Raw genomic sequence first — 22,280 nt, 5'->3', positions numbered from 1 at the left:
GATGATGCCTACCCGAGGCCCTTTCCGGGGCCCCCACCCTGGCGCAAGCCAGGGTGGGGTGGTATTAGCCCTAGCGCACCTCTACCCCCACCTTGCGCTTGGCGTAGGCCCGCACCAGGGTGCGGATGGACTCGATCACCCGGCCCTGCTTACCGATCAGCCGGCCCTTGTCCTCAGGGGCCACCTCCACCACATACACCGGCCCCTCGCGGGTGCGCCTTTCCTGCACCCGAACCCGCTCCGGCTGGTCCACCACGCTCTTGGCCAGGTATTCCACCAGGTCCTTCATGCCCTAATGCTAAAGGAAAAACGCCGGCGGGAAAACCCTACCGGCGCTTGGGCTCCTATGCCCCTTGGCCCCGAGCGCTTGCTGTACCTGGGGCTCCAGGCTATGCGGGCTGGTCTTGCCGGAAAACCCCCGCCTGCCGGAGAAGCCTACGTGCGGTGTCCGTGGGTTGAGCGCCCACGGACAGCCAGTACCTGGCCCTCTCCACGTCCACCTTAAGCCACTCCGGGGTGGTCTTCCGGGGGTCGTAGTAGCCTATCTTTTCGATGTACGCCCCGTCACGCTTCTTGCGGCTATCGGTCACCACGATGCGGTAGTGGGGGTTATGCTTGGAGCCGAAACGAGAAAGACGGATCTTGACCATTCTCCCTTACCTCCTGAACATTCCCATGAGTCCCCGGCCCTTGTTCTTCTCCAGGGACTTCATTAGGGCCTTGGTTTCCTCAAAGGCCTTGATGAGCCGGTTGATCTCCTGCACGCTGGTGCCGCTTCCCCTGGCGATGCGCTTGCGCCGGGAGGCGTTTAAGATGCGGGGGTCCTTCCGCTCCTCGGGGGTCATGGAAAGGACGATGGCCTCGAGGCGCTTCAGGGCCTTATCGTCCACCTGAACCCCAGCGGGCAAGGCCTTCCCCACCCCAGGGAGCATGGAGAGCACCTCCGAGAAGGACCCCAAGCGCTTTAGGTTTTGCATTTGCTTGAGGAAGTCCTCCAGGGTGAGCTCCTTAGCGGACTTGGGGGTCTCCGCCTCGAGGCCCGCCGCCCGCACCTTCTCCGCCAGGGTGGCCACGTCCCCCATGCCCAGGATACGGCTCGCCAGCCGGTCCGGATAGAAGGGCTCCAGACCCTCGGGGCGCTCGGAAACCCCGGCGAAGTAGATGGGCTTCCCCGTCACGTGCCGGGCAGAAAGGGCCGCCCCACCCCGGGCATCCCCGTCCAGCTTGGTAAGGATGAGGCCCGTGACCCCCACCTTTTCGTCAAAGGCCTTGGCCACCCCCAGGGCCTCCTGGCCGGTCATGGCGTCCAGGACCAGAAGCACCTCGTCGGGGCCCAGGACCTCCTTGAGGAGGGCAAGCTCCGCCATGAGGGGCTCGTCAATCTGCAGACGCCCGGCGGTGTCCACCAGGATCAGGTCGCGAACCTCCTGCCTGGCCTTTTCCTCCACCCGGCGGCGGATGGACCCGGGGCTCTCCCCATCCTGCACCTCCAGGACCGGGACCCCGATCCTCTCCCCCAGGATACGAAGCTGCTCCCGGGCAGCGGGGCGCTGGGTGTCGGCGGCCACCAGGAGGGGCCTGCGCCCCTTGCCCTTATAAAAGAGGGCCAGCTTGGCGGCGGTGGTGGTCTTACCGGAACCCTGCAGACCCACCAAGAACCAGAGGTTACGGTCCTTCAGGGTAGGGAAACGGGGCTCCCCACCCAAGGCCTCCTTTAGGGCCTCGTAGACCGTGGCCAGGACCACCTCCGCCGGGGTAAGGCTCTCCAGGACCTTTTGGCCCAGGGCCTTTTCCCGCACGCTCTCCACGAAGGCCCTGGCCACCTCCAGGTTCACGTCCGCGTCCATCAGGGCCCGACGGATCTCCCTCAGGGTGGCCTTCAGGTCCTCCTCGCTGATGCGGCCCCGGCCCCTTAGGCGGTCTATGGCTTCCTGTAGTTTCCCCGCTAGCTTGGCAAACATGCGCCTCCCGGCCACCAGGCCGGGCCTTAGGATAGGGTACACCCCTTGAGCGTGTCAACCTCAATTTTTCCCACACTTCTAGCGAGGTTGGTTGACGGGGAAAGCCTGACCCCCTAGGCTAGAAAGGGTATGACAGGGGCTTTGCCCTCGAGTCCTAGGCCCTGAAGGCCGCCATGGGCGGCCTTCAGCGAGAAAGGAGGCCGCCTGTGGAAACGACCCTTTCCCCCCTTCGCCAAGCCCTGCGAGAAGGCGATACCCTTGCGCTTCAGAAAATCCTGGAGGAAATCCATCCCCAGGACCTCCTTGCCCTTTGGGATGAGCTAGAGGGGGAGCACCGCTATGTGGTCCTCACCCTCCTGCCCAAGGACCGGGCCGCGGAGGTCTTCTCCCACCTAGGCCCCGAGGAGCAGGCGGAGTACCTGAAGACCCTACCCCCCTGGCGGGTTCAGGAACTCCTGGAGGAACTCTCCCTGGACGACCTGGCCGACGCCCTCCAGGCGGTAGAGGAGGAGGACCCCGAGCTCTTCCGCCGCCTAAAGGAAGCCCTAGACCCGGAAACCCGGGCCGAGGTGGAAGAACTCACCCAGTACGAGGAGGACGAGGCGGGCGGCCTCATGACCCCCGAGTACGTGGCGGTACGGGAGGGCATGACCGTGGAGGAGGTGATCCGCTTCCTGCGCCGGGCCGCCCCCGATGCGGAAACCATCTACTACATCTACGTGGTGGATGAGGTGGGCCGCCTTAAGGGGGTGCTCTCCCTACGGGACCTGATCGTGGCCGACCCCCGGACCAAGGTGGCGGAGATCATGAACCCCAAGGTGGTCTTCGCCCGCACGGACACCGACCAGGAGGAGGTGGCCCGCCTCATGGCCGACTACGACTTCACCGTTTTGCCCGTGGTGGATGAGGAGGGGGTGCTGGTGGGCATCGTCACGGTAGATGACGTCCTGGACGTGATAGAAGAGGAGGCCACCGAGGATATCCACCGCCTGGCCGCCGTGGACGTGCCGGATTTGGTCTACAGCCAGGCCTCCCCCATCGCCTTGTGGTTGGCCCGGGTGCGCTGGCTGGTGATCCTGATCCTGACCGGCATGGTCACCAGCTCCATCCTGCAAGGGTTTGAAAACCTCCTCGAGGCGGCCACCGCCTTGGCCTTTTACGTGCCCGTGCTCCTGGGCACGGGAGGCAACACCGGCAACCAATCCGCCACCCTCATCATCCGCGCCCTAGCCACCCGCGACCTAGACCTTAGGGACTGGCGGCGGGTCCTCTTTAAGGAAAGCCTGGTGGGGAGCCTTCTGGGCCTCACCCTGGCCATGCTGCTTTTGGGCAAGGTCTTCCTGGACGGGCACGCCCCCTTGGCCCCGGCGGTGGGCTTAGCCCTCTTCCTCCTGGTGCTCTTCGCCAACCTGGTGGGGGCCATGCTCCCCGTGGTGCTGAGGCGTCTTGGAGTAGACCCCGCCTTGGTGTCCAATCCCCTGGTGGCTACCCTTTCCGACATCTCGGGCCTCCTCATCTACCTTTCCGTGGCCCGCTTGCTGCTTAACCTGGGATGATGCGGCTTTCCATGGTGGTGGAGTGGAGCAAGGGAAGCCCCTTCCGCTATGCCTGGAAGGAAGGGAGACTCAGCCTGGTGGCCGTGGACCAACCGGCGCCGGTGAACTACGGCCTCATCCCGGGCCTCATCAACCCCGCCGACGGGGAGGAGGTGGATGCCGTGTATCTGGGCCCGGCCCTTCCTCCAGGAACCCAGGTGGAAGGGGAGGTGGTGGGGATGGTGTGGCTAGCGGATGGGGACCACAAGCTTCTCCTCGGGACCGAAGAAGGAAAACCCGGCCCGGGGGAGGTCCAAGAGCTCCTCGCCTGGTTCCACCCAGGCCGCAACCCCCGCCTCCTTGGACCACAGGAGGCCTGGGACTGGGTGAGCGCATTGCTTAGAGGATGAGCATGGCATCCCCTAAGGAGTAGAACCGATACCTTTCCGCCACCGCCAGCCGGTAGGCCTCCATGGTCCTTTCGTAGCCCAAACAGGCCGCCACCAGCATGAGGAGGGTGGAGCGGGGCAGGTGGAAGTTGGTGAAAAGACCATCGATCACCCGGAAGGTATAGGGCGGCCGGATGAATAGCCGGGTCTCCCCTTCCCCAGCCACTACCCCTACCCCCTCCCGGTAAGCGCTTTCCAAGGCCCGCACCACGGTGGTGCCCACCGCTACCACCCGCCTCCCCTCCTCCTTAGCCTGGTTGACGGCCTTTGCGGTTTCCTCGGGGATCTCGTAGGGTTCGGGGTGCATCGGGTGCCCCTCCGGATCCCCCTTCACCGGGCGGAAGGTGCCGGGGCCCACGTGCAGGGTGAGGAAGCGGAGCTCCACCCCCATATCCCTCAGGCGGGCCAAAAGCTCCGGGGTGAAGTGAAGCCCAGCGGTGGGGGCCGCCACCGAACCTGGGCGCCTGGCGTACACCGTCTGGTAGCGCTCAAGGGGGATTCTGGTCTTGATGTAGGGGGGCAAGGGCACCTCCCCTACCTCCTCCAAGTGGGCCAAGAGGTCCCCCTGGAAACGGAGGAGCCGCACCCCCCCCTCCTCCACCCCCACCACCTCCGCCATCAGGCCCGAAACCTCCTTCAGGTCCCGGGGCGAAAGGAAAACAAGCCTCGTGCCGGGCTTAGCCTTCCTCCCTGGCCCCACCAGGGCCTCCCAGAGGCCAGGAGCCCTCTCCCGCACCAAAAGCACCTCCACCTTGCCCCCCGTGGGCCTTCGGGCGAGAAGCCTGGCCGGGATCACCTTGCTTTCGTTGAAGACCAGAACATCCCCCGGGCGAAGGTAGTGGGGAAGGTCCTTAACCTGGCGGTGCTCCGTACGGAAAGGCCCTTCCCGAAAGACCACCAGCATCCGGGCCAGGTCCCGGGGCTCCACCCCCTCTTGGGCAATCAGCTCGGGGGGCAGAAAATAGTCGTAGGCCTCGAGGCTCATCGCTCGGCGTTCTTGGGCTCCATGAAGGCATTGGGGATTTCGGGAAGGTGCACGAAGCGATCCACGGCATCGATGAGCTTTTGGGCGGTGGTCTCCCGGAAAGCGATCACCTCCACCCGGATGCCCCTTTCCATGAGGACCTCGAGGATCTCCACAAAATCCCCATCCCCGCTTCCCAGGACCACCACGTCCAGGTGGGGCATGAGCCGCACCATGTCCGCAGCGATACCCATATCCCAGTTGCCCTCGTAGATGGGCTTCCCTCCCTCGCCCAGCTCCTTCACCGTGAGGTACATGCGCCTAACCCGGTAGCCGATGGTGGAAAGCTTGTAGATGAAGGGCCAGGCGGAGGTGTCCCCCTCCTTTTCCACCACGTAGGCGGTGGCCCGCACCAAGCGCCTCCCCCCCACGGCAAAGCGCAGGAGGCTTTCAAAGTTCACGTTGCGTTCGTAGTAGTCCCGGGCGGAGTGGTAGAGGTTCTGGGTGTCCACGAAGACGCCCACCCGCTGGTCAGGATGCTGGCCGAGTTCCATCGGCCTCCATCTTACCCCGCATTCCTAAGACCCGCCGCCACCCCCAGCAAGGAAAGCAAGAGGGCCTTCCTCAGGGCCTCGTCCTCCCGGCCTCCGGGGGCACGGTAGCGGCGGAGGAGCTCCACCTGCACGAAGTTGATGGGGTCCACGTAGGGGTTGCGTAGCCCGATCTGCCTTTCCAGGGTCCTTTGGTTGTGGAGGAGGGGGGCCTGGAAGATGTTTTCCAGAAGCGCCACCGTCTTTTGGTACTCCTGGGCGATGCCGTGGAAAAGGGAATGTAGCTCCTCCGGCACCAGGCGCAGGTAGAGCTCCGCCACCCCAAGATCCGCCTTGGCCAAGGCCATGGCGGCGTTTTCTAAGGTGGTGGCGAAGAAGGGCCACTCCCGGTACATCCGCCTGAGAAGGTCCAGGGGAAGGGTTTCCAAGGCGCTAAGCCCATACCATCCCGGCAGGAGAAGGCGCACCTGGGTCCAGGCCATCACCCAGGGGATGGCCCGGAGGTCGCGGATCTCCCGCACCCGGCCGTGCCGGTACACGGGGCGGCTGGCAATGGGGAGCTCCCCGATCTCCCGGATGGGGGTGAGGGCCTCAAAAAAGGGGAAGAAACCCTCCTGGGCCAGAAGGGCCCGGTACCGGCGCACGCTCTCCTCCCCCGCCTGCCAAAGGGCCTCCCGCCACTCGGGCTTGGGTTCTATCCCCTCCCCCAAGGCCGCCTGGGCGAAATGGAAGAGGAGTTGCTCCAGGTGGCGCACGGCCAGCTCGGGGTGGCTGTACCGGTCCGCCAGGGCTTCCCCTTGCTCCGTGAGGCGGATGCGGTGCCCCACGCTCCTGGGCGGCAGGCTGGCGATGGCCCGGCCTGCGGGGCCCCCGCCCCGGGCGGTGGAGGTACCCCGGCCGTGGAAGAAAAAAACCGGCAGGCCAAAGCCTTTCCCCACCCTGGCCAAGGCCTCCTGGGCCTCGTACAGGGCCAGGTTAGCGGCCAGGAAGCCCACATCCTTGTTGGAATCGGAGTAACCGATCATCACCTCCACCCCTCCCCGGCCCCGGGCGTGGGCCTGGAAAATGGGGTTGGAGAGTAAGCGGGCCAGCACCTCCGGGGCCCGGTGGAGGTCCTCCAGGGTTTCAAAAAGGGGCACCACGTCAAAGGGTAAGGAGGCGCCCGGGCGGTATAACCCCACCTCCCGCGCCAGGAGGAAGACCGCCAGGATGTCCGCAGGATGGTGGGTCATGGAGACCACATGGGCCCCCTTGTCCCGCCAGGCCCTAAGGGCCCCCAGGGCCACCCGCAAGGCCTCGCCCTTGGGCTCCTCCCCCACGGGCAAAAGGGGTCGGGCGCTGGCCAGCTCCCGGGTGAGAAGCGCCTCCTTCTCCTCCGGGGAAAGGGAGAGAAAATCGGGGTGGACACCCCCTACGAAAAGAAGCTCCTGGGCGGCCTCCAGAAGCTTTATGGACTCCTCCCTCAGGTCCAAAGGGGCCAGCTCCAGGCCGAAAGCCTGCAGGCGGGCCTCGAGGGGGCGGAAAAAGGAGAAGGCCACCTGCCCTAAGCCCACCGTCGCCAGGCCCTCCTCCGCCATCTTTAGGGCCTTTAAAAGCTCCTCGGTGCTGACCTCTTCCCTTTCCAGCCGGGCATAAAGCCGGGCAAAGAAGCGGCGGTAGGGTTCGCCGGGAAAGCGCTCCACCCCTTCTCCCCCCTCCCGGATACCCCGGGGGACGGGCACCTTGGTTTCGGAGAGGGAGAGGTCCCGCACCAGGTCCTCCAGCTCCCGTAAAAACCGTTCCCGGGCCACCTGGCGGGCATACCGACCGGCGAAGGCGGTCACCTCTGGGGTGACAAAGGGGTTGCCATCCCGGTCGCCTCCGATCCAGCTCCTAAAGCGCACCGGGCTCTTCAGGCGGGGCCTTTGGCCATACACCTGCTCCAGGGCCGCCTCGAGGCCCTCCACCACCTTGGGCACCGCCTGCCAGAGGGTGGTGGGCAGGTAGTAAAGTCCCCCCTTGATCTCGTCCTCCACCGTGGGCCTGGCCTTGCGCACCTCCTCGGTGGCGTAAAGCAGGGCTACCCTGGCGGCCAAACGGGAGCGGTCCTTGGCCTCCAGCTCCTCTTGAAGCTTTTCCAGATGGTACCTTAGGGTCCGCCGGCGGGTCTCGGTGGGGTGGGCGGTGAAGGTGAGCCATAGCTCCAGGCAGTTCAGGTGGGCCTCCACCTGCTCCAAGGAAAGGCCCCTTTCCTTCAGGGCCTGGGCCAAGGCCAGGAAGCCCTCGGGCCTAGGATTCTCGGGGGTTTCCGCCTGGGCCCTAAGCCGGTTCACCCGCACCCGGTGCCTCTCCTCCGCCAGGTTCACCAGGTGGAAGTAGTGGGTGAAGGCCCGCACTAGGGCCTCCGCCTCCTCCAGGGAAAGCCCCTCCACCCGCTCTAAAAGGAGGGCGCTCGCCCCCTCGTCCCCTTGCCGCCGGGCTTTGGCAAGGAGGCGCACCTCCTCCACCAGGGCAAAAAACCGCTCCCCCGAGATGGCCCGGATGGCCTCTCCCAAAAGGCGGCCCAAAAGGTCCACCTCCGCCCGCAAGAGGTCAAAGGTGTCCTCCTTACCCTGCGTCAAGGTTCCTCCCACACATAAGGGCCTATGGAGGCCCCCCTTCCTCCTTCCAGAATCAGCTCCGTGGCATGGAAACGGGCCCTTCCCTGGGCAGCCCTAAAGGGCTGGGGCCTACCCGTGAGGAAGCGGGCCAGAAAGGTTTCCACCTCCCCGCCGATGATGGACTCGTAGGTGCCGGTCATGCCCACATCGGTCTGGTACAGGGTACCCTTGGGCAGGCGCATGGTGTCCAGGGTGGGCACGTGGGTGTGGGTGCCCAGCACCGCGGTCACCCGCCCGTCCAGGTAGTGGGCCAAGGCCATCTTCTCGCTGGTGGCCTCGGCGTGCACCTCCACCAGGATATAGTCCGCCCTTTCCTGGGCCAAAAGGGCATCCAGGGTGCGGAAGGGATCGTCCAGGGGGTCCATGAAGATCCGGCCCATCACCTGCACAAAGAGGAGGCTCTCCTCCCCTGCCCAAAGCCGCCACCAACCCCGCCCCGGGGTACCCGGAGGGTAGTTGAGGGCCCGGACCACGGGTTCCTTCTCCAAAAGGTCGTAGACCTCCTTGTGGTCCCAGGCATGGTTCCCCAAGGAAACCAGGTCCACCCCTGCCTCGCGTAGGATGCGGTAGGAACGACGGTCCAGGCCCTTACCCTTGGCGGCGTTCTCCCCGTTGGCAATGACCAGATCGTACCGGTCCCGGATATCCGGCAGGTGCAGGCTCACCGCCCTGAGGCCGGGCTCGGCCATCACGTCGCCGATGAAGAGGACCCGCATGGGGGCATTATACGCACCCTAGGGGTCCTTTCAGGTTCAACCCACCTTGATGTACGCGTACCCTTTGGCCTGAAGCTCCCCCAAAGCCCCCACCCCAGAGGGCACCCACTTGAGGAACTCCTCCGGCCGAAGTTTGTCCTTGGGGATGTTGTTGCGGCTAAAGGTGATCTCGCAGAGGTAGTATTCCACCCCCAGCTGGGCCAGCTGCTTCACCCGGCTGAAAAGGGCCTCCCGGTCGTACTGGGCCGAGGCCCATGGCGTACCCTCCAGATCCTTAAGGAAAAACTGAACCCCGGCCCCATGGGCCACCACCACGATTTTGACCTTGAAGGGGTCGTTGTCGTAGACGGAGAGGTGGTTGCTGATGTTGGTCAGCATCTGCCCAAAGCGGTTAGGGTCCCCAAAGTCCAGGTGGTACACCACGGCCATGGGGGTTTCCTTCTTGAAGTCCTTGTAGGCCAGCCGCTCGTTGGCCCGCACCCCCAGCAGGGAACCCGCCCCCAGAAGCGTCCCCAGCCTTAGTAGAAACCTTCGGTCCATGCTCCCTCCTATTGAGGAAATAGGTTACACCCCCCATATCGTTAAGGTCAAGGGTATCCGGCACGTTAAGAAAAAACCCAGCCCCTTGGGTGGGGGCTGGGTTCGGGATCGCCTCCTGACCCTCCTCGAGGGGCTACCCTATGCGGTTCGCCTCTGCAAAAGGTACACCACCCCGTAGCCGATGGCCGCCAGGATCAGCAAGGGGATAGCGAACTTCAAAAGCTCCCAGATCAGGCCGGAAAGCGCCAGGAGCACCCGCCCCAGAAAGGAGAACACCCATCCGCCCACCCACAGGGCAAGGAGCACCCCCACCACCACCAGTAACCCCAAGACCACCCACTCCAGAACATCGCGCAGGGTCCGTTCCATACCTTAAGCATACACTAAAGAGGTGGAGCGTTACCGGCTGGAGGAAGGCGTGGTGGTGGGGCGTAAGGCCCTACCCCAAGGGGATCTTCTCCTGCGTTTCCTAACCCCAGGGGGGAGCCTCGAGGCCGTGGCCCGCAAGGGGGTGCGCCCCTCGGGGCGTTCGGGGAGGCTGTCCCTTTTCCACCACGTGCGCTTCCAGGTCTACGCCAAGGGGGAAGGCCTTCCCACCCTCACCCAGGCGGAGCTTCTCGGAAGGCTCCACGGCCTGGAGGAACCCGAGCGCTTCCTTCTGGCCTCCTTTCTGGCGGAACTGGCCTACCGCCTGGCCTCCCCCGAGGCCGCGCCCAGGATCTACCCCGTCTTCATCTCGGGCCTAAGGGGCATCGCCAAACACCAAAGGCCCCTTCTGCCCCTGGTGTGGGCCGGTTGGCGGGTGGTGAAGGCGGGGGGCCTGGGTCCCAACCTTTTGGGGCCGGGCCTATACCTGAAGGCGGGCCGCCTGGAGGATGAGGGCATCTACCTGGGGGAAAGGGGCGTGGCAGCCCTCAGGGCCATCCTCCACCTCCCGGGTAGCGAGGCCCTTCCCCATCTGGAGGAGGCTCCCTTGGAAAGACTTATGCTCGCCCTCAAACACCATGCGGAAGAGGCCCTGGGCCCTCTTAAGGCCACGCCTGCCCTCGCAGAACTATAGGGGCTTGATCTCCAGGATGGTGTAGACCTGGGCTCCCCTCTTGCCCCTTATCTCCACCACGTCCCCTACCTTCTTGCCCAAAAGCGCCTGGCCCAAGGGGGACTCGTCGGAGATCTTGCCGCTGAAAATGTCAGCCTCGTGGCTCCCCACAATGGCCAAAGAGAGCCTTTCCCCGGATTCGGTTTCCAGCTCCACCTGGCAGCCCAAGGCCACCTGCTCATAGGAGCCGTTCCCCTCCACCACCACCGCCCGGGCCAAGAGGTCCTCCAGCTGGGCAATCCGGGCCTCATTTTGCCACATGGCCCGGCGGGCCTCATCGTAGCCAGCGTTCTCCCTTAAATCCCCTTCCTCCAAGGCCTGTTCAAAGTCGGCGGAGATCTCCTGCCGCTTGGTGGTCTTTAAGTGGTTGAGTTCCTCCTGAAGGCGCCTAAAGCCTTCTGGGGTCAGGTAAACCGGCTTCTTCATCCCTTCCCTCCGCGTAAAAAGGGGCACCAGCCCATGGGGATGGGCTGGAGGTACCGCTATTCAGTATAGCAGGCGGGAAGGAAGCGCTCCACCAAGGGGGCCAAAGCCTCCGGAAGCGGCCCCACGGGCAAAAGCCCCACCCCGCTTCCCGCTAGGAGCAGGCTTCCCCTTCCTTCCCGCTCCCCCCGTTGGCGGCGCAGGGCCAGTTGCGGCGGAAGGGGTGGCGGCTCAGCCAAGGGAAGTTCCCAGGGGTAAAGCCGGGCCCTTTCCACCCTTAGGCCCAGTTCCCGAGCCGCCTCAGCCACCTTCCTCCGGGTGATCCCCTCGAGGCCCCCCTCCAGGAGCACGAGCACCCCATCCCGGTAAAGGAGAGGGCTGGTGCGGCTTCCGTCCACCACATAGCCCTCCCCATCTTGGAGAAGCCCCTCAAAGGCCCCCTGCCCCTCCGCCTCCTTCAAGGCCAGGCGGTACGGCAGGTAGTTGCCCGTCTTAAAGCGGTACAGGTCCGGATGCACCCGGTAGGGCGTGAGGAGAACCCGCACCCCCTCCTCATAGGCCGCCAAGGGAAGGGGGGTATAGGGCCGGGCCTCGGTAAGCCAGACCCCCTCCCCCACGGTGAAGCGGAGGCGGAGGCAAGGAAGGTGGGAAAGCTCTCCTTTAAGGGCCTCGAAGTCCTGCAGGAACACCCCATCCCCCGGGTAGGGAAGCCCCAAGGCTGAAGCGTGCCGCCTCAGGCGGTGGAGGTGTTCCTCCAACCAAAGGGCCTCTCCCCTTTCCACCCGCAAGGTGGTGAAGACGCTTAGGCCGTGGTACAAAAACCCTTCCGGAAGGGGCTCGCGAAAAGGCTCCCCCCTCAGGAGCACCCGCCTTAAGCCTCCTCCAGGAACCTGGCCAAAAGCTCCATCCCCCACGGGGACAGGATACTCTCCGGGTGGAACTGGACGCCATAGGCCCGTCTGCCGTCCCAGATGGCCATGGGTACCCCATCCCCTGTCCAAGCCAGGAGGCGCACCTGGGGAGGAAGGTTTCTAAGGGCCAGGGAGTGGTAGCGGGCAAAGGGAAGGGGATTGGGTAGGCCCGCAAAGAGCCCTTCCCCGCTATGGAAAACGGGGTGGGCCTCCCCGTGGACCGGCCTTTCCCGGTAAAGCTCCGCCCCCAAGGCCACCCCCAAGGCCTGGTGCCCCAGGCATACCCCAAAGAAAGGCATCCCTTCCGCCAAGGCCTGTTGCGTCCAGGCCAAAACCCTTCCCGCCGCAAAGGGGTCCTTGGGCCCTGGGCCTACCACCAGGTGGGTAAAGCCTTGGAAATGGGGTGGCTCCTCCTGATCCACCACCTGAACCTCAGCCCCCAAGGCGCTCAGGTAATCCACCAGGTTGTAGCTGAAGGAATCCCGGTTTTCCAGGAAAAGCACCCGGGCCTTTACCCGCCGGGGAGGGGGAGGCGGCGCCCAGGAGCTCGAGGGCCTGGGAGGCAAGGGCTTGACCCCAGGCCGGCCCCGGTTCAGGGCCAGTAGGAGGCTTTGTGCCTTGTGGAGGGTCTCCTCGTACTCCGCTTCCGCTTCCGAGGCGATGACGATCCCCGCCCCCGCAGAGAAATACACCTCCTCCCCTACCCTCTGGAAGGAGCGGATGAGGATGTTGAAATCCGCCCCCCGGCCCGACACGTACCCCAGGCTTCCCGTATAAGCCCCCCTCGGTACAGGTTCCAGCTCCCGGATGGCCTCCATCACCGTCCCCTTGGGGGCCCCGGTGATGGTGCCTCCCGGGAAGAGGCTGGCGAAGACCCGGCCCAAAGGAGCCCGCGTGTACCCCTCCACCTCGGACACCAGGTGCATCACGTGGGCGTAGCGCTCCACGGTGAAGAGCTCCTGCACCCTCACCGTACCCGGCAGGGCCACCCGGGCCAAGTCGTGGCGCAGAAGATCCACCAGCATGGCGTGCTCCGCCCGCTCCTTCGGGGAGGAGAGGAGTTCCCTTTCCAACGCCAGGTCCTCGGCTTCCGTTTCCCCCCTAGGCCGGGTGCCGGCGATGGGCCGGGCAAGAACCCGGCCTCCCACCTTTTTTAAAAGCCTCTCCGGGCTACCCGAGACCACCGCCCATCCCTCCCCCTCCATTAGCCCCATAAAGGGGGAGGGGTTTAAGGAACGGAGGCGGGCGTAAAGGAGGAGGGGGTCCACCGCGCCCAAAAGCCGGAAGCGGTGGGAAAGGTTCACCTGGTAGACCACCCCGGCCCGGATCCTCTCCTGCACCGCCACAACCCCAAGCAGGAAATCCTCCCTGGGGAAATCGGAAACCAGGGGGTATTGGGGCAAGGGAGGGGGATTATAGGGAAGGGGCCTCAAGGGAAAGGAAGGGGTTTCCACCAGCCGCCCCTCGAGGAGGGCGAATCCCTCGGGGTAGTAGGAGAACGCGGCCTCGGGAAGGCCAGGAAGGGGCTTGTGGGTGGCCAGGCCCAGATGCCGGGCAAACTCGTAGGCAAAGAACCCCATCCAGGCAGGGAAATACCCTCTCCCCAGCCCTTTTTCCAGGTAGGTAAAGATGTCCAGGGCCTCGCCCACCCGCTTTCCGTCCAGGTAAAGCCGGCCCTCCCACACCTCGAGGCGGTGCGCTGGCCGCAACCCCAAAAGGAAAAGGCGGGAAAAAGGCGCCCGGATCCCCAAGGACTCCAGCAGGGCAGGCCTCAAGCCCAGGCTCCGGGCGGCGTGGTAAAGGCCTAGCACGGGGCCAAGTATATCGGCCAGACCCACCGGGGCAACCCCTTGTCCTGCACCTCAGGGTATGGTACCTATCTAGATATAGGTCTAGATATTGGAGAGAAAATGGCCGGAACCAACCCCCGAACCAACCTTACCATCGGCAAACCCCTGGGCCCATGGATGGTTCGTTCCACCCCTCTTCTGGGGGTTCATTGGATAAGAGACCGGTTTGTTGCCCTAGGATGGCACGGCCTCTGCTTGGAAAGCCCAGATGGCCTGGACTGGAGGCCCGTGTCCACCCCCACCCACCTTTCCCTCACCGCCTGTACCGGCGGGGAACATCCCTGGGTGGTGGTGGGAGCGCAAGGCACCATTTTGGCCTCAACAGGGAAAGGTACCTTGAAGGAAGTGCACCGGGGTGGGGACCGAAGGGGTCTTTGGGCTGTTGCTTACGGGCTCGGTCGGTATCTTGCCGTGGGTATGGAGGGCCTGGCTTTAGGCTCCACGGATGGGTATGCCTGGTACCCCTTAGAGCCAGGCACCAACGCCAACCTTTGGGGCGTGGCCTTTGCTCAGGGAAAGTTCGTGGCTGTAGGTGACCATGTCATCCTGGTTTCCCGGGATGGCCTCCACTTTGAACACCTGCCCGCACCGGGTATTCTCAACGCCGTATCCTTCGCTAACGGCCTTTGGGTGGCCGTAGGGTGGGGTGGCCTCGTCCTCGCCTCCCAAGACGGGCGGACCTGGCAGCCCCAAACCTCAGGGGTTTGGAGGGGACTCTTCGCGGTGGAATGGGGCAACGGGCACTGGGTCGCTGTGGGGGAGCACGGCACCGTCCTCGTATCCCGGGATGGTGCCCGCTGGCTACGCATACCCCTCGGGGGCCAACCCTTCCTCACCGGCGTGGCCTGGAACGGCCAGCGGTTCGTGGCCTCCGGTTGGGGTACCTCCCTCTACTTCTCCGAGGACGGCCTCACCTGGAACCCCGTGCATACGGGAACAGGGCAGCACCTCTCCGCCTTAAGTGCTGGCCCAGAGGGCTTCGTGGCCGTAGGACACGAAGGACTCTTGGGAGTGATCCTTACCTCGCCCAATGGCTCCAAGTGGAACCTAGCCGCACGCGCCCCAGGCTGGCTCATGGCCGTGACCCGGGGTCAAAGGGGTTTTGTTGCCGTGGGGGAGAAGGGATTGGTGCTCTATTCCCGCGACGGTACGGCCTGGAGGGCACTCCCCTCCCCCACGCAGAAGTGGCTTTATGGCGTGGCCTTCGGCAACAACCGCTTCGTCGCCGTAGGCGAGGCCCTCCTCCTTTCCCAAGATGGCCTGGCCTGGGAGGCCCTGGCCGCACCCACCGATCAAACCCTGCTGGGGGTGGTGTTTGGAGGGGAAATCTTCCTGGCCGCAGGGGAGAAGGGAACCCTCTTTGCCTCCCGCGATGGTGTCCGCTGGGAACCCGTGTTGTCGGGCGGAGCCCCGTGGCTCAAGGGCCTTGCCTCCGGCAACAGACGCTTTGTGGCCACAGGGTACGGGACCATCCTGGTGGCCAAAAGGCCCTGGGACTGGGAGGAAGCCAACACCCAGCACCTTCCCCAGTACCTTCCCAGCGTGGCCTACGGCCAAGGCCGCTTTGCTCTTGTGGGACACCCCCGGCCGGGTGACGGCGTCGTTGCCTTCTCCGAAGACGGCCTAACCTGGGAAGAGGTATACCCCTTGGCCGCGGAACCAGAGGCCATCGCCTTCGGCCAGGGGAGCTGGGTGGTAGCCGGGGTATGCGGCACCCTCTTAAGTATCCTCAATCCACGCTAAAGTACCGCGCCTCTGGGTGATGGACCACGATGGCACTGGTGGCATGCTCGGGGTCCAGCTGGAAGTTCTCCGTGAGGCGCACCCCAACCCTGCTGAAGTCCATGAGCCGGTCCAGCTTGGCTTGGTCGGCTAGATCGGGGCAGGCGGGGTAGCCGAAGGAGTACCGGGCCCCTTGGTAGCCCTGCTGGAAGAGTTTTCTGATCTCGGTGGCGTCCTTACCAGCAATCCCCCACATCTGCCGCATCCTTTTGTGCCAGTACTCCGCCAGGGCCTCCGTCATCTCCACGCTGAAGCCATGTACGAAAAGGTACTCCTGGTAGGTCCCAGCCTCAAAAAGCGCCTTGGCCTTCCGGGAAGGCTCCTCCCCCATGGTGACCAGCTGCACCCCCAGGACATCCCTGGCCCCAGCCCTAAAGGCGGGAAGCCATTCCTCCTCGTCCGCCAAGGGAGGGGCAAAGCGCGCTCGGAAAAAGTCCACGAGGCTTAAGCCGCCACCTCTTTGCCGAGGGAAGGCAAAGCGTTCCCAAACCTCCCCGGTATCGGGGGAGAAGACCAAAAGCTCCTCCCCTTCCCGGGCCACGGGAAAGAAGCCATAGAGAACCCTGGGCCTGAGCCAGCCCTCCTCCATGGCCTCCTTGAGAAGCCTTCGGAACACGGGTTCGGCCTCCCTTTCCACCAGGGCCTGCCATTCCTCCCGGGAAAGCCCTTTGCGGCTGTAGCCCCACTGGCCCCGGAAAAGGGCCAGCTTGTTCACGTAGTGGGCGAGGGTGGCCAGGTCCAGGTTCTCCTCCACCCGCACCCCGAAGAAAGGAGGCCGGGGGACAAAGGGAGCCTCCCCCACCGGCTTGGCCCTGGGCACCACCTGGGGTGCCTCCACCCGGGGCTTACTGGCCGCCCTCGGCACCGAGGTGGCCTCCCCGCTGGTGAGGGCCTCCATGAGCCTAAGGCCCTCAAAGGCATCCTCCGCATAGTGGACGTTGGGATAAACGGCCTTTAGCTCCTCCACATAGGAGCGGGTGAGGGCCGCCCCCCCTAGGATCACCGGCAGGGTATAGCCCCTATCCCGCATGTACTCCAGGTTTTCCTTCATGACCACGGTGCTCTTCACCAAAAGCCCCGACATCCCCACCGCATGGGGCTTGTGCTCCTCCACCGCCTTGAGGATCTCCTCAATGGGCACCTTGATCCCTAGGTTGATCACCTGGTAGCCGTTGTTGGTGAGGATGATGTCCACCAGGTTCTTGCCAATGTCGTGGACATCCCCCTTGACCGTGGCCAGCACCATCTTCCCCCGGCCTTCCCCCCGCCGTTCCATGTGGGGCTCCAGGTGGGCCACCGCCCGCTTCATCACCTCAGCAGCCTGGAGGACGAAAGGCAGTTGCATCTTCCCCGCCCCAAAGAGTTCCCCCACCTCCCTCATGCCTTCCAAAAGAGGGCCGTTGATGAGCTCCAGGGGTGTATGGCCAAGCCTCAAGGCCTCGTCCAGGTCCCCCTCGAGGCCCCCCTTCCTCCCCTCCACCACCCGGCGCTTTAGCCTCTCCAAAAGGGGAAGGGCCTGGAAAGCATCCTCCTTAAGGGCAGGGTCCTCCCGGTGGGTTTCAAAGTAGGCCATAAAGGCCAGAAGCGGGTCGTACCCCTCCCTCCTCCGGTCATAGATGAGATCCAGGGCCAGCGCGTAGGCCTCCTCGGGGATCTGGCCCAAGGGGAGGATCTTCCCCGCATCTACAATGGCGGCGGTAAGCCCCCTCTTCCGGGCTTCGTCCAGGAAAATGGAGTTCAGGACCCGCCGGGCCCGGGGCTTCAGGCCAAAGGAAACGTTGGATACCCCCAGGATGAAGCCCACCCCGGGAAACCTCTCCCGTAGCTCCTCCATGGCCAGCAGGGTTTCCTTGGCCAAGGGGCGGCTCTCCTCGTCCCCTTGGGTGATGGGGAAGGTGAGGAGGTCGAAGAGGAGGTCCTCCGGGCGGAAACCGTGGTGCTCGGTGAGGCGCTCGTACATGCGCAAGGCCACCTGCACCTTCTCCTTCTGCGTTTTGGCCATGCCCCTTTCGTCAATGGTGAGGACCACCAAGGCCGCCCCGTGGGCCTTGGCCAGGGAAGCCACCTGGTCAAACTTCAAGAGGCCGTCCTCGAGGTTGGCGGAGTTGAGAAGGACCCGGCCCGGAAGGTGCTTCAGGGCCAACTCCATGGCCGAAGGAGAGGTGGAATCCACCATGAAGGGCACGGTGACCGCCGTGGCCAGGTGGGGAAGGAGCCAGGCCAGGTCCATTAGCTCATCCCTTCCCGTCCAGGCCACGGAGAGGTCCAGGGCGTGGGCCCCCTCCGCCACCTGCTCTCGTGCCAGGGCCAGGATCCCCTCCAGGTCCCGGGCGAAGAGCATCTCCCGAAACCGCTTGCTCCCGGTGGCGTTCAGGCGCTCCCCCACCAGGAAGAGGCTGGCCTCCTGGCGCAGGGGAACCGCCTGGTAGAGGGAGGCCACCTGGGGTGGGAAGGCTTCCGGACGCTTGGGGGCCGGCTTCCCCTTAATGGCCTCCGCCACCTTTCGGATGTGCTCCGGCCCCGTGCCGCAACACCCACCCACGGCGTTTACCCCGTACTCGGTCACGAACTTGAGGTGCCACTTGGCCAGCTCCTCTGGGGTGAGGTCGTAGACCACCCTTCCCCCTTCGTTCCGGGGCAGGCCCGCATTGGGCAAGCAGCTCACGAAGCGGGTGGCGTTCTCGGCAAAGTAGCGGATCTTGGCGTCCATGAGGTCGGGGCCCGTGGCGCAGTTCATACCCACCACATCAATGGGCAGGCTCTCCAAGGCCGCCAGGGCCGCCTGCTCGTCCGTGCCCACCAGCATGGTGCCCGTGGCCTCCATGGTCACCTGGACCTGCAAGGGCACCTCCCTGCCCACCTCGGCCATGGCCTCCCGGGCCGCCAGGACCGCACACCGCACCTGCAGGATGTCCTGGGCGGTTTCCAGAAGGATCAGGTCCACCCCGCCCCTTAGAAGCCCCCGTACCGCCTCCTTGTAGGCGGCAAAAAGCTCATCCCAGGTGATCTGGCCCAGGGAGATAAGCTTGGTGCCCGGCCCTAAGGCCCCCGCCACGAAGGCCCCGTAGGGCTCGGCCACCTCCTTGGCGACCCGAGCCCCCAGGTAGGCCAGCTCCTCCGCCTCCCCCTCCAGTCCATACTCCGCCAGCACATGGCGGAGAGCGCCAAAGGTGTTGGTTTCAATCACCTCCGCCCCCGCCTCGAGGTAAGCCCGGTGGATCTCCTGGATGACCTCGGGCCGGGTACGGTTCAAGACCTCCGGGCAACCAAAGTAGGCCTCCCCCCCGTAGTCCTCAGGGGTGAGGTCCCTTTTTTGCAACTCGGTGCCCATGGCCCCGTCAAAGACCAGGGGCCTTTCCGAGAGGGCTTTAAGGTAGGGGAACTTCTGCGCCCGGGCTTCCCTGTTGTAACCAAGCCGCACCAAAGGGGCATCCCCAAAGCCCGCCCCCCCCAGGTGGTGACGGCAGCCGGGACTGCAGGTGTGGACCTCCACCATATCCCGCTAGTTTAGCCAAATAAAGCAAGCTATGCTAGGCCCATGGACCCCTTCGGCATCCTCTACACCGACCTCTACCAGCTCACCATGGGCCAGGTTTACTTCCGGCTTGGCCTGCACGAAAGGGAAGCCCTCTTTGAAGCCTTCTATCGCAAGAACCCCGACTACGGGGCCCATCAGGCGGGTTACACCGTCTTCGCCGGTCTGGATCCCCTCTTGAGTTGGATGGAAACCGCCCAGTTTGCCGAAGAGGAGCTGGCCGCCCTCCGCACCCTAAAGAGCCTTAGCGGCAAGCCCCTCTTCGCCAAGGATTACCTGGAATATCTAAGGGGGATAGGAGGCTTTCCGGGGCTTACCCTAAGGGCCCTTCCCGAAGGCCGGGTGGCCCATCCCCAGGTGCCCCTCATCAGCGTGGAAGGCCCTCTCCTCCAGGCCCAGCTCCTGGAAACCGCCCTCTTAAACCGCATCAACTACGAAACCCTCATCGCCACCAAGGCCAGCCGGGTGCGGGAAGCCGCAGGGGAGGCGCTGGTGCTGGAGTTCGGCCTCCGCCGCGCCCCCGCCAAAGGGGGAGAGGCCGCCACCCGGGCCAGCCTCATCGGCGGGGCCAACCGCAGTAGCGCCGTGAGCCTTTCCCACCTCCTGGGGCTTCCCTCCTCCGGCACCCATGCCCACAGCATGGTCCAGGCCTTTTTGGCGTTGGGCCACTCCGAGGAGGAAGCCTTCCAGGCCTTCGCCGAGGTCTTCCCCGACGACACCATTCTCCTTTTGGACACCGTGGACACCCTGGGCTCGGGCCTTCCCCACGCTATCCGGGTTTTTGAGAGGCTAAGGCGCAAGGGGCACAAACCGGTGGGGGTGCGCATCGACTCTGGGGACCTGGCCTACCTGGCCATCCAGGTGGCCAAGGAGTTGGACAAGGCGGGTTTCCCGGAAACCCTCATCGTGCTCTCCGGGGACTTGGACGAGCTGGTCATCTGGCAGATCAAAAGCCAGATCCTGGAGGAAGCCCCCCGGTACGGGGTGGACCCGGACCGCCTCCTCAGGCGTCTGGTCTACGGGGTAGGGACCCGCATGGTGGTTTCCTGGGGCTACCCGGCCCTGGGAGGGGTCTACAAGCTGGTGGCCATCCGGGAAAACGGCACCTGGGCCCCGGCCATGAAGATCTCGGACTCCCTGGAAAAGGTGCTCAATCCCGGGCACAAGAGGGTCTTTCGGGTCTACGACCACCGGGGCCTGGCCACCGCCGACCTTTTGGCCACCTTTGACGAGGAGGTCCGGGAGGACAGGCCCCTTCTCCTCCGCCACCCCACGGACCCCACCAAGCGCCGTATCCTGCAACCCGGAAGCTTCACCCTCGAGCCCCTCCTGGAAGAAGCCTACCGGGGAAGGCGCCTCTTTCCCCCCTTGCCCCTGGAAGTGCTACAAGAAAGGCGGCGCAAGGATGTGGAACGCCTGGACCCGGGGGTGCGCCGCCTGGTGAACCCCCACCTCTACCACGTATCCCTTAGCGAAAGGCTTTTCGCCCTGAAGGAGGAACTGGTGGCCCGGCTGGGCCAGGCCTAGGAAGCCTGGCGAAGCTTGGCCTCCTCCAGGGCCTTCAGGGGCTGGTCCAGGTGGGGGAGGTCAATGACCAGCTCCCGGACCCCGCTCCCCGGGGCCTCAAACATCAGGTCCACCATGGTCTTCTCCAGGATGGCCCTCAGGCCCCGGGCCCCTGTGCCCCGCTTCAGGGCCCTGCGGGCGATCTCCTTCAAGGCCGCCTGGGTAAAGCGGAGCTCGATCCCCTCCATGCGCAAAAGCTCCTGGTACTGCTTCACCAGGGCGTTTTTGGGCTCGGTGAGGATACGCACCAGGTCATCTTCCGTAAGGGGGTGGAGCTGGACGATGAGGGGGGCCCGGCCCACAAACTCCGGGATCATGCCGAACTTCACCAGGTCCTCGGGGATGACCTCCAGGGGCTCGTCCTTGCTCTTGGTGCGGGTAAAGCCGATGGTGGTGCGCTCGGTTCGGGCCTTCACGATGGCCTCGAGGCCCTCAAAGGCCCCGCCCAGGATGAAGAGAATGTTCTTGGTGTTCACGGGGATGAACTCCTGGTGCGGGTGCTTGCGCCCCCCCTGGGGCGGCACGTTGGCGATGGTGCCCTCGATGATCTTCAGAAGGGCCTGCTGCACGCCTTCCCCGGAAACATCCCGGGTTAAGGAGGGGTTTTCCGACTTGCGGGCGATCTTGTCGATCTCGTCAATGTAGACGATGCCCATCTCCGCCCGCTCCACGTCAAAGTCGGCGTTTTGCAGGAGGCGAAGGATAACGTTCTCCACATCCTCCCCCACGTACCCCGCCTCGGTTAAGGTGGTGGCGTCGGCGATGGCGAAGGGAACATCCAAAAACCGGGCCAGGGTTTCCGCCAGAAGGGTCTTGCCCGTGCCCGTGGGGCCGATGAGGAGAATGTTGGCCTTGCCGATCTCCGCCTCCGGGTGAAGGAGGCGCTTGTAGTGATTGTAGACGGCCACGCTCAAGGCCCTCTTGGCCGCCTCCTGCCCCACCACGTACTGGTCCAGATGGGCCTTGATCTCCTGGGGTCTGGGCAGGCGGCTGGGCCCCTTGGGACCCGGCTTTTCCCTTGAAAGAAGCTCCCGGGCCCGCTCCACACATTCCTCGCAGATGTAGACCTCAGCGACAGGGCTCTCCAGAAGCCGCCCCGTCTCCGGCGGGCGTAGCCCGCAGAAACTGCAGAAGGGCCTAGGCTTCCTCACGGCTCACCACCTGGTCAATGAGGCCGTACTCCAGGGCCTCCTGGGCCGAGAGGTAGTAATCCCGGTCGGTGTCCTTTTCCACCTTTTCCAGGGGCTGGCCGGTATGCTTGGCCAGGATCTCGTTCAAAAGCTTCTTGGCCTTGAGGATCTCCTGGGCCTGGATGGCGATGTCGCTGGCCGTGCCCCGCACCCCGCCCCAAGGCTGGTGGATCATGACCTTGGAGTGGGGCAGGGCGTAACGCCGGCCCTTTTCCCCAGCGGCCAAGATCACCGCGGCCATGCTGGCCGCCATGCCGATCACGATGGTGGAAACCGGGGCCCTGACGAACTGCATGGTGTCGTAGATGGCCAGGCCCGCATCCACCTCGCCCCCAGGGGAGTTGATGTAAAGGCGTATCTCCTGGTTGGGGTTTTGCGCATCCAGGAAAAGAAGCTGGGCCACGATGGTGTTGGCCACCTGGGAGTCTATGGGGGTGCCCAGGAAGATGATGCGATCCTTGAGAAGCCGGGAGTAGATGTCGTAGACCCGCTCGCCGCGGGCGGTCTGCTCTATGACGTAGGGTATGACCATACCAGTCCCCATTGTAGCGGCAAGCCCAGGGGGAAAA

20 protein-coding genes are annotated in these 22,280 nt (G+C 64.7%); 5 read left to right on the top strand and 15 right to left on the bottom strand.

Annotated elements, in window-relative coordinates:
* Positions 1-70: 70 nt before the first annotated feature.
* The 3 genes from DK874_RS00210 to ffh form a co-directional block, all read right to left on the bottom strand.
* Complete coding sequence (locus DK874_RS00210; RefSeq protein WP_038056973.1) at positions 71-289, bottom strand: KH domain-containing protein; 219 nt, start codon at positions 287-289, stop codon at positions 71-73.
* A gap of 100 nt (positions 290-389) precedes the next feature.
* Positions 390-650, bottom strand: a complete 261-nt coding sequence (gene rpsP, locus DK874_RS00205) for a 30S ribosomal protein S16 (RefSeq protein WP_114311523.1) — start codon at positions 648-650, stop codon at positions 390-392.
* 6 nt (positions 651-656) lie between these two features.
* The gene (gene ffh, locus DK874_RS00200) at positions 657-1,961 is read right to left on the bottom strand and encodes a signal recognition particle protein (protein WP_114311699.1); all 1,305 of its coding nucleotides are present in this window, start codon (positions 1,959-1,961) and stop codon (positions 657-659) included.
* Between the two features lie 206 nt (positions 1,962-2,167).
* On the opposite strand from ffh, the gene mgtE reads away from it, so the two are divergent.
* Both mgtE and DK874_RS00190 read left to right on the top strand, forming a co-directional pair.
* A complete protein-coding gene (gene mgtE / locus DK874_RS00195; protein ID WP_114311521.1) occupies positions 2,168-3,517 on the top strand; it encodes a magnesium transporter in 1,350 nt (449 codons plus the stop codon).
* Positions 3,517-3,906 carry an inorganic diphosphatase gene (locus DK874_RS00190; protein WP_240307562.1) on the top strand — a complete coding sequence of 130 codons (390 nt, stop codon included), beginning with the start codon at positions 3,517-3,519 and terminating at the stop codon, positions 3,904-3,906. Before mgtE ends, DK874_RS00190 begins: the two co-directional genes overlap by 1 nt.
* Here the strand turns inward: DK874_RS00190 and queA are convergent.
* The 6 genes from queA to DK874_RS00160 form a co-directional block, all read right to left on the bottom strand.
* Positions 3,896-4,930, bottom strand: coding sequence for a tRNA preQ1(34) S-adenosylmethionine ribosyltransferase-isomerase QueA (gene queA, locus DK874_RS00185; protein ID WP_114311517.1), 1,035 nt, complete (start codon positions 4,928-4,930; stop codon positions 3,896-3,898). The two genes, DK874_RS00190 and queA, sit on opposite strands and share 11 nt — an antisense overlap.
* Positions 4,927-5,463, bottom strand: coding sequence for a LabA-like NYN domain-containing protein (locus DK874_RS00180; RefSeq protein WP_114311514.1), 537 nt, complete (start codon positions 5,461-5,463; stop codon positions 4,927-4,929). Before DK874_RS00180 ends, queA begins: the two co-directional genes overlap by 4 nt.
* Before the next feature lie 11 nt (positions 5,464-5,474).
* Entirely contained in the window at positions 5,475-8,060 is a 2,586-nt protein-coding gene (locus DK874_RS00175) for a phosphoenolpyruvate carboxylase (RefSeq protein WP_114311657.1), read from the bottom strand.
* Entirely contained in the window at positions 8,057-8,815 is a 759-nt protein-coding gene (locus DK874_RS00170; RefSeq protein ID WP_114311511.1) for a TIGR00282 family metallophosphoesterase, read from the bottom strand. The genes DK874_RS00175 and DK874_RS00170 overlap by 4 nt, the downstream gene beginning before the upstream one ends.
* Positions 8,816-8,851: 36 nt before the next feature.
* Positions 8,852-9,355 carry a DsrE family protein gene (locus DK874_RS00165; protein ID WP_114311509.1) on the bottom strand — a complete coding sequence of 168 codons (504 nt, stop codon included), beginning with the start codon at positions 9,353-9,355 and terminating at the stop codon, positions 8,852-8,854.
* A gap of 138 nt (positions 9,356-9,493) precedes the next feature.
* Positions 9,494-9,724, bottom strand: coding sequence for a hypothetical protein (locus tag DK874_RS00160; protein ID WP_114311506.1), 231 nt, complete (start codon positions 9,722-9,724; stop codon positions 9,494-9,496).
* Between the two features lie 22 nt (positions 9,725-9,746).
* On the opposite strand from DK874_RS00160, the gene recO reads away from it, so the two are divergent.
* Positions 9,747-10,415 carry a DNA repair protein RecO gene (recO, locus tag DK874_RS00155; RefSeq protein WP_114311503.1) on the top strand — a complete coding sequence of 223 codons (669 nt, stop codon included), beginning with the start codon at positions 9,747-9,749 and terminating at the stop codon, positions 10,413-10,415.
* On the opposite strand, the gene greA is transcribed toward recO, so the two are convergent.
* The 3 genes from greA to DK874_RS00140 are packed head-to-tail and all read right to left on the bottom strand — an operon-like array spanning position 10,410 to position 13,599.
* Positions 10,410-10,880 carry a transcription elongation factor GreA gene (gene greA / locus DK874_RS00150; RefSeq protein WP_114311655.1) on the bottom strand — a complete coding sequence of 157 codons (471 nt, stop codon included), beginning with the start codon at positions 10,878-10,880 and terminating at the stop codon, positions 10,410-10,412. The two genes, recO and greA, sit on opposite strands and share 6 nt — an antisense overlap.
* A 56-nt stretch (positions 10,881-10,936) precedes the next feature.
* Positions 10,937-11,791 (bottom strand): aminotransferase class IV, encoded by an 855-nt coding sequence (locus DK874_RS00145; RefSeq protein WP_205387538.1) that lies wholly within the window; start codon positions 11,789-11,791, stop codon positions 10,937-10,939.
* Entirely contained in the window at positions 11,749-13,599 is a 1,851-nt protein-coding gene (locus DK874_RS00140) for a chorismate-binding protein (protein WP_240307561.1), read from the bottom strand. The genes DK874_RS00145 and DK874_RS00140 overlap by 43 nt, the downstream gene beginning before the upstream one ends.
* A gap of 456 nt (positions 13,600-14,055) precedes the next feature.
* On the opposite strand from DK874_RS00140, the gene DK874_RS00135 reads away from it, so the two are divergent.
* The gene (locus DK874_RS00135) at positions 14,056-15,381 is read left to right on the top strand and encodes a WD40/YVTN/BNR-like repeat-containing protein (protein WP_240307560.1); all 1,326 of its coding nucleotides are present in this window, start codon (positions 14,056-14,058) and stop codon (positions 15,379-15,381) included.
* Here DK874_RS00135 and metH read toward each other — a convergent pair.
* On the bottom strand, positions 15,368-18,916 hold the full coding sequence (gene metH / locus DK874_RS00130; protein ID WP_114311494.1) for a methionine synthase: 3,549 nt from the start codon (positions 18,914-18,916) through the stop codon (positions 15,368-15,370). The genes DK874_RS00135 and metH overlap by 14 nt on opposite strands.
* A gap of 42 nt (positions 18,917-18,958) precedes the next feature.
* On the opposite strand from metH, the gene DK874_RS00125 reads away from it, so the two are divergent.
* Positions 18,959-20,482 (top strand): nicotinate phosphoribosyltransferase, encoded by a 1,524-nt coding sequence (locus DK874_RS00125; protein ID WP_114311492.1) that lies wholly within the window; start codon positions 18,959-18,961, stop codon positions 20,480-20,482.
* Here DK874_RS00125 and clpX read toward each other — a convergent pair.
* Both clpX and clpP read right to left on the bottom strand, forming a co-directional pair.
* The gene (gene clpX / locus DK874_RS00120; protein WP_114311490.1) at positions 20,479-21,672 is read right to left on the bottom strand and encodes an ATP-dependent Clp protease ATP-binding subunit ClpX; all 1,194 of its coding nucleotides are present in this window, start codon (positions 21,670-21,672) and stop codon (positions 20,479-20,481) included. The genes DK874_RS00125 and clpX overlap by 4 nt on opposite strands.
* Positions 21,659-22,243, bottom strand: a complete 585-nt coding sequence (gene clpP, locus DK874_RS00115; protein WP_114311487.1) for an ATP-dependent Clp endopeptidase proteolytic subunit ClpP — start codon at positions 22,241-22,243, stop codon at positions 21,659-21,661. Before clpP ends, clpX begins: the two co-directional genes overlap by 14 nt.
* Between the last annotated feature and the right edge of the window lie 37 nt (positions 22,244-22,280).

It is taken from the genome of Thermus caldifontis, from assembly GCF_003336745.1.
Classification (GTDB): Bacteria; Deinococcota; Deinococci; order Deinococcales; family Thermaceae; genus Thermus; species Thermus caldifontis.
This window is presented reverse-complemented; position numbering and strand designations above follow the sequence as displayed.